The 6,904-nt window shown below is 43.9% G+C and carries 6 protein-coding genes; 1 reads left to right on the top strand and 5 read right to left on the bottom strand.

Features of this window, described 5'->3' with window-relative positions:
- Positions 1-416, bottom strand: a 416-nt coding sequence (locus AACQ17_RS04200; protein ID WP_170935147.1) for an exodeoxyribonuclease III, incomplete at its 3' end; no start/stop codon positions are given.
- A 225-nt stretch (positions 417-641) separates the two neighbouring features.
- Here AACQ17_RS04200 and AACQ17_RS04195 point away from each other — a divergent pair.
- Entirely contained in the window at positions 642-2,759 is a 2,118-nt protein-coding gene (locus AACQ17_RS04195) for a methyl-accepting chemotaxis protein (RefSeq protein WP_017045193.1), read from the top strand.
- Positions 2,760-2,793: 34 nt separating this feature from the next.
- On the opposite strand, the gene rsmS is transcribed toward AACQ17_RS04195, so the two are convergent.
- The 4 genes from rsmS to dinG are packed head-to-tail and all read right to left on the bottom strand — an operon-like array spanning position 2,794 to position 6,419.
- Positions 2,794-2,964 (bottom strand): pleiotropic regulatory protein RsmS, encoded by a 171-nt coding sequence (rsmS, locus tag AACQ17_RS04190; protein WP_013856554.1) that lies wholly within the window; start codon positions 2,962-2,964, stop codon positions 2,794-2,796.
- Position 2,965: 1 nt separating this feature from the next.
- Positions 2,966-3,514 carry a primosomal replication protein PriC gene (gene priC, locus AACQ17_RS04185; RefSeq protein WP_094147023.1) on the bottom strand — a complete coding sequence of 183 codons (549 nt, stop codon included), beginning with the start codon at positions 3,512-3,514 and terminating at the stop codon, positions 2,966-2,968.
- On the bottom strand, positions 3,511-4,290 hold the full coding sequence (locus AACQ17_RS04180; protein ID WP_094147022.1) for a sulfite exporter TauE/SafE family protein: 780 nt from the start codon (positions 4,288-4,290) through the stop codon (positions 3,511-3,513). The genes priC and AACQ17_RS04180 overlap by 4 nt, the downstream gene beginning before the upstream one ends.
- Before the next feature lie 53 nt (positions 4,291-4,343).
- Positions 4,344-6,419 (bottom strand): ATP-dependent DNA helicase DinG, encoded by a 2,076-nt coding sequence (gene dinG, locus AACQ17_RS04175; RefSeq protein WP_038172098.1) that lies wholly within the window; start codon positions 6,417-6,419, stop codon positions 4,344-4,346.
- Positions 6,420-6,904: the final 485 nt, after the last annotated feature.

The raw sequence follows: 6,904 nt of genomic DNA, 5'->3' as shown, positions 1-6,904 counted from the left end.
GTCTTTAAGTAACCCATTAGATCTTTATAAAACTGACGCTTATAGGGGTATTTTGTTTCATGGGAAATATTCTCTCCTTGAGGAAAATAGCCGTTGAGTATGGTTGTTTTTTGGCCGTTTTCATCTTCAAAAGTGGCCATAATCATGCGTTTTTGATGATCTTCATTATCGCTAGGAAAGCCTTTCTGTACTGAAATGGGTTCCTTCTTGCACAACATGGCGACGCCATAATGCGCTTTTTGACCATGGAAATAGACGTGGTAGCCCATAGCTTCAACGTCCTCAAGAGGAAAAGCGTCATCGTGTACTTTGATTTCTTGAAGTCCAATGACATCAGGTTGATGCTTATCAATAATCGCTTGCAGTTGATGAAGGCGAGCTCTCAAACCGTTGATGTTAAAACTGATGACTTTCATAAGGGATCCTTAAGATGAGTTGTGCGCAAGATGTTACCATTTCAAGGCGCAAGGACAAGACGAAAAGCGAATCAATTGTAATACGTAAATTTTTTGAATAGTCAGAAAGGATATTTTTATTAACATTTATGTAAACTTACGATTGATCTCTCAAGTCAATATGCTCTAATTAAAGTTGTCACCATTTCGTCTGAAAACCCTATTAGCGCAGCATAAGGATGTAGTATGCGAACACTTTCGGTTCAATGGAAAATAACCCTTTTAGCCGGCCTTTGCCTGTTAATTACGTCATTGTCTCTCATTGGTTTTTCTGTTTATAACGCAGTGAATAACCAACAAGCAATAAAACAACAAAGTTCAGATTCTGTGATCAATAAATCGCAGCAGTTATTAGAAACTCGGGCGCTGCTCAATGCCACCGAAGTATCTGAATATCTCAGTGAAGCCATGTATCGGGCTCAAATGCTTGCTGATACGGCCTTGTTTTTCAAATCAAATACCGAAGAAAATTTTGGTGAAAGCGAAGCGTTAAGGACATCTTTAGATGAAATGGTTCGCAAGACGGTAGTCAATTATCCCAATGTCCAGGGGGCTTATCTCGTCTTTAAGCCAAATTTGCTCGATAGCGAGGATGACAACTACCAGAATGCTGACTATGTAGGTTCAAATGAAATAGGTCGATTCGCTGCATACTGGATAACGTCCTCCAATGGTGAAAATGTGGTGGCAAATGTATTAAGCGAAGTGGCATTGAAGGATGAAGGAAACAGTGAGCGTTTCGCCTGCCCGTTAACAACCGCTAGTGCATGTATCTCATCGCCTAAAATTGTGATTCAAGACAATGAAACGTTTCTTACTTCTTCTCTCTCTGTGCCCATTTTGATTGATGGCGTTGCGATTGGCTTTTTTGGCATCGATTTAAAACTTAGCCCACTGGTAGCGATTGCACTGAGTTCAGATCAAAGTCTATTTGGCGGTAATGGTAAGGTCTTTATTGTCAGCTTAAATAACACGCTTATTGCGACTGATGAGCGTGAATTAACCTTAGGTGCGCCACTGGCTGATTCAGTTTTGACTACAAAAGAGATTGCCAATCTTCTAGCCGAGGGTAAAGTCCATTCTCAATGGAATTCAGATCGGCAGTGGTTGTCTGTCTTTGCTCCCATTCAGGTGGCGAACCAGACTTGGGGCGTGGTTTTTGAAATGCCGACATCGAGTGTGCTAGCTGATGCCAATCAACTGGATCAGATCATTACTCAACAGGTAGAGAATGGCGTTAGAGCGGAGCTATTAGTCGGCGCATTGCTAGTCTTTTTAGGGCTCGCAATCATTGCGCTAGCTGCAACCCAAATTGTGAAACCTATTCGAGCGGTCGTGGAGCGGTTACAAGATATTGCTTCTGGCGAAGGGGATTTAACTCAGCGGCTTGTCATCAGTAGTCATGATGAAATCGGTGATTTGGCACGCGGCTTTAACCAGTTTTTAGACAAATTACAGGCTATCATTCAGCAGATCGTAGAAAGTGCGAACCAAGTAGCTCAAACGACTGAACAGGCACGGCAGTCTGCCGTACAAACGCGTAGCCGTAGTGAGTCTCAATTTAAAGAGATGGATATGGTGGCGACTGCCTCTGAAGAAATGACACAAACAGCAAGTCTCGTTGTGCAAAATGCCGAGGCTGCGGTGCAAGCCGCTTCGCAAGCTAATCACTCCGCACTGACTGGGCAGGATGTCATCCGTGCCTCTGAAGCTGAGATGCATAAGCTGGTGGTGCGAATGAGTGATGCGGTGCCGGTTGTTGAAGAGTTGGCTCAAAACAATATCAATATTACCGAAATTTTAACGGTCATTGAGGGAATTTCACAGCAAACCAATTTGCTCGCATTAAATGCGGCTATAGAAGCGGCTCGGGCCGGAGATCAAGGGCGAGGGTTTGCTGTTGTCGCCGATGAGGTACGTAATTTGGCCCAGCGGACTCAGAATTCTGTGGGTGAAATACGCAAAGTGATAGAAAAAGTCCAACAAGGTACTGAGGGCGTAGTTGAGGTGATCCAGCAAGGAAACGCGTTAGCAAATGGAACTGCGATGCAAGTCCAAAAGGCCGTTGCTGAATTAGAAATAGTGTTTGAATCCATCTCAGCAATTAACGATATGAATAGCCAGATTGTAAAAGCGGCCCAAGAACAGCAAGCCGTCTCTGGTGAAGTCAACCTCAGCCTATCCAATATTCGTGATCTTAGCGCGCAGATATTGACACTGGTCGGTGAATCAGAATCGGTTGGTGCTCAGATAAGCCAACTCTCAGCCAAGCAACAACAGTTGGTTGGACAATTTAAAGTCTAACGGCTGGAAAGAGTAAGAAGTAGATGTTTGCTTCTTACTCTCTCGCAGTATCATCCAGTTTACGCAATAAATCCTGCTGTACGATTTTCAGCGCTTCAAGTGCGGTGTGTGGTTCAATCTGATTGGTTTCTAATAAGTAGATGAGATCGACAGCGAGCTTTATCTCTTCAGACGCACCGTCTAGCGGTACAGTAGGATCATTCATTTTATTGGTTTTTCTCCCTGAACGTAATTTGTTTTTCGATCTTAGCCTTAGCTTCTTGGCAACGCTTGAGCCGTTGCTCTACCGTTAATAACGCTTTTTGTGCTTGCTGCTGACTAACAGCAGAAGTTTGCTTGAGTCCGAGTTCTTTTTCTCTCACCATATCCATCAGCCTCCGCTCCCATTCTTGGTGCTGGGCCAGCTCTTGATATAACGCGTTGATCGGTTTGCGATAATAGCTGCGATGCTTGGGCTCACTTTTTCTGATCGATACTGTCGATATTTCGCGTTGGATTGCCGCAATTTGTGCAAGCAGTCGATCGGTTAGATATTGAGCTCGTTGACTGGTTAGCCGTTGGCTCTCTTGCTCGCGCACGATGGAGTCAAAGGTCGCTTTTGCTTCCGTAACACAAGGGATTAATAAGTGCGCTTTACAGTGGAACAGGCGCTCATCAAACAGAGCCTGATGGTGTTCACCACGAGTTCGGTCAACACTGGCGGCTTGTTGTTTCAACTCTTCAATTAAGGACTTCAATTGAGAAAAATGGTTCATAAGCCTGCAAACCACGCATCATAAGTCAGCTTGATTGCAAGCACACTGACCACACTCACAAACACCGGACGAATAAATTTAGCGCCGAAACGAATCGCTGAATGTGCGCCAACAAAAGCTCCAGCCATCAAACAAACTCCCATAGTCAGTCCCAGCACCCAGTCAATATGCCCCAAAATGGCAAAGGTAACCAATGACGTTACATTACTGGTAAAATTCATCGCTTTAGCAAGGCCAGAGGCCAATAAAATGTTGAGTCGGTATAACGCCATCGAACTGACTGTCCAAAATGCGCCAGTCCCTGGCCCTGCCAGCCCGTCATAAAATCCAAGTATCAAGCCTTGCGCATACTGCTTTTTGTGAAGTACAGGGCAGGGAGGCGGGCTGACATCCTGGTGTGCATGTGGTGTTTTATGCCATATCGTATAGATAGCGGCCGCTAGAATAATGAGCGGCAGCACTTTTTGTAGCCAATCGGTGCTGATCGCATCGACAGCAAAAGTACCTATGGTTGCGCCAATCAAGGTGGCAATGAAAGCTCTGATCCAGCAGCTTGGTTGAAACAACTTCTTCTGATAGTAGGTTAATGCGGCAGTTGATGAGGCAAATGTTGCCGCTAGCTTATTCGTTCCTAGTGCGATGTGCGGCGGAAGACCGATTGATAATAACGCGGGTACAGTAAGCATGCCACCGCCGCCAGCGACTGCATCGATAAAGCCAGCAATAAAAGCAACAAGCGCCAACACAATCAAAGTGGTTGGCTCAACAAATTCCATGAATAAAATCGGCCCTGAGTAATGAGATGAAAGGGCGTAGTGTTAAGCCCTAGCTAATATTCTATTGTTCTTTTAAATGGAGGAAGCGAGTCCAATAATGATTTTCCGTAGCGTTTTGAAACGATTCTGCGATCGAGAATCACGACTCTACCAGAATCACGCTCTTTGCGCAGCAATCTCCCGACGGCTTGGATCAGCTTTTTGCTGGCTTCAGGAACGGTTATCTGAATAAAAGAGTTTCCACCTCGCTTCTCTATGTATTCGGCGTGAGCTTGCTCAACTGGAGAGGTTGGTACTGCAAACGGAATTTTTGTGATCACCAGATTCTCCAAAAGTTCTCCTGGTAAGTCTAGCCCTTCCGAAAAGCTACTGGTGCCAAACATTACGCTCGTTTTACCACACTGCACTAGCATTTTATGTTTATTTAGAATTTCTGTGCGTGATATTTCACCTTGGACTTGCAGCGCCCAGCCTCGTTTAACAAAATCTGTTGATATTTTTTCAGCCACTTCGCGCATTTGCCAGTAAGAAGCAAATAGCACTAAATTAGCTTTGTTTGGCTGAATAAACTCAGCGAGACGCTCTACCAGATAATCAGTATACTCTTTCGCTTGCGGTTCAAAACGCATTGCTGGAATGAGTAACTCGGCCTGATTTTGATAATCAAACGGTGAAGCGAGTGCTAGGAAACGTGTGCCATCTTCTGCCTTTTCACTGATCCCTGCTTGCGAGCAAAAGTAGCTGAACGAGTTAAGAGCTCGCATCGTCGCAGAGACTAAGATTGCGCCTATGCAGCGGCTCCAGATCTGTTGATCAAGTTGCCAACCAATTTCTAGCGGTGAAACGTTAACAATGAAATCACCTTCACGTTCAGGGTGAATTTCAAGCCAACGTGCCAAAGGGGCTCCTTTCTCTCGCTTGGGTTCCGCCATCAGCAGCCATACTTGGGCAAGGTTCTCTAAACGCTGAATATAAAAGCCTAATTCAGTCAGTGCTGGTTCTGCCAACCGAGCGGCGAGTTCGCCTTCTTTAACTCGTTCAGCAATCAAGTCCGCAATTTTAGCGACGGATTGATTGGCTTTTTGAGAGAGCCGCTTCAGGGTTTTAGACTCTTCTTCAAGCCATTGTGGCAGTTCTCCATGCTCAAAACGATATCGCTTTTCTTCAAATTGTTCGGGTACAAACTGCTTTGTCAGTTGGCTCAAGCTTGGGATAAGTTGTTGCAGTGTCTCTTGCAGTTCGTTACGAAAACGTGCCACTCGTTTTTCTTCGGCTAAGCTTGAAAACTTGGTTACGGATTGATTGAGTTTTTCTAACCAACTAGCTGCGCCTTTCAAGCTTGCTGACGCTGAAGCGTGATCACGTGCTACATGAGGTAAGTGGTGTGCTTCATCAAAAATGTAAATGGTGTTTTCGGGCTCAGGCAGAATGACACCACCGCCAAGGTCAGCATCCGCCATGACCAAGCTGTGGTTGGCAATAATGACATCGGCTTTATCCAGTTCCGAACGCGCCTTTTGAAAAGGACAATCTCTGTGGCCAGCAAAGCTACCATTACAACTATGCTTATCACTAACAATCAGTTGCCATAACTCATCTTTAATCGCTTTTGGCCACGAGTCGCGATCACCGTTCCATTTTCCTTGAGCCAGTTTTTCATACATGGTGGTGAATAATTCAACGTCTTTTTTTTGTGGCTTTGATTCGAACAGAGCAATTTGTGATCCATCTACCCCACACGCAGCCGCGAGTTTTTCGGTGCAACAGTATCGTTGACGTCCTTTGGCAAGGATAAAAGAGAATTGACGATCAGTGATGCGTCTAAATAAAGGCAAATCTTTGCTGATCAGCTGTTCTTGAAGTGCCACTGTGGCTGTCGAAACAACAACCTTTCTATTATTCAACACTGCAACAGGAACCGCCGCCATTAAATAGGAGAGTGATTTCCCTATTCCTGTACCCGCTTCAGCAATCAAGATTCGGTTGGATTTGTGATATGAACCACACAATGTTTTTGCAATCTCAGCAACAAGATAATTTTGTCCTCGACGAGGAATGAAGTTTTCGAGCTGAAATTGCAAGTTTTGATAACTATCCCTAATGGATTTTTGGATTTTTGTTGTAAGCATACACAGACCTAAATAGCAGAGTGCCGAGTCTAGCACAGTTCACTAAAGGATACGCAGTTCACGAAATCGTATGCTTTTAGATCAAATCTAGATCTTGTTCACAAAAAAAACTGAACCTTCAGGAACTTATGTTTAATTCTCATTGTGAGAAATATAAAACTATCCATTCGGTTAAATGATGACATCAACATCCATTTAATCTTGCCAAACTAAATTTTACTGGTGTTTAATTCTGATGTTTCATGATTGTTGGTTTTTAGATTGTGTGATGTTTTTGCTTGGAAGTCGCCCGTAATTTTATGAAAATATCATGTAACTATATGTTTTTAATTATTTTTACCTTTATTTTTGTTTATTTTTTAGGATATTTGACATGCAGGATAATCTTTTGCAATCTAATCCTTGAGATTTAATGGCGGCAACGAACCGAGTTTAAATTTGGAAGTTGCCAGCAAAAACAAAGGGAACCGGATAAGGAATTCCCA

Source organism: Vibrio sp. V10_P2A27P122 (assembly GCF_963874335.1).
Taxonomy (GTDB): domain Bacteria; phylum Pseudomonadota; class Gammaproteobacteria; order Enterobacterales; family Vibrionaceae; genus Vibrio; species Vibrio anguillarum.
Note: the sequence above shows the minus strand (reverse complement) of the source record. Positions and strands in the feature narration are given on the sequence as shown.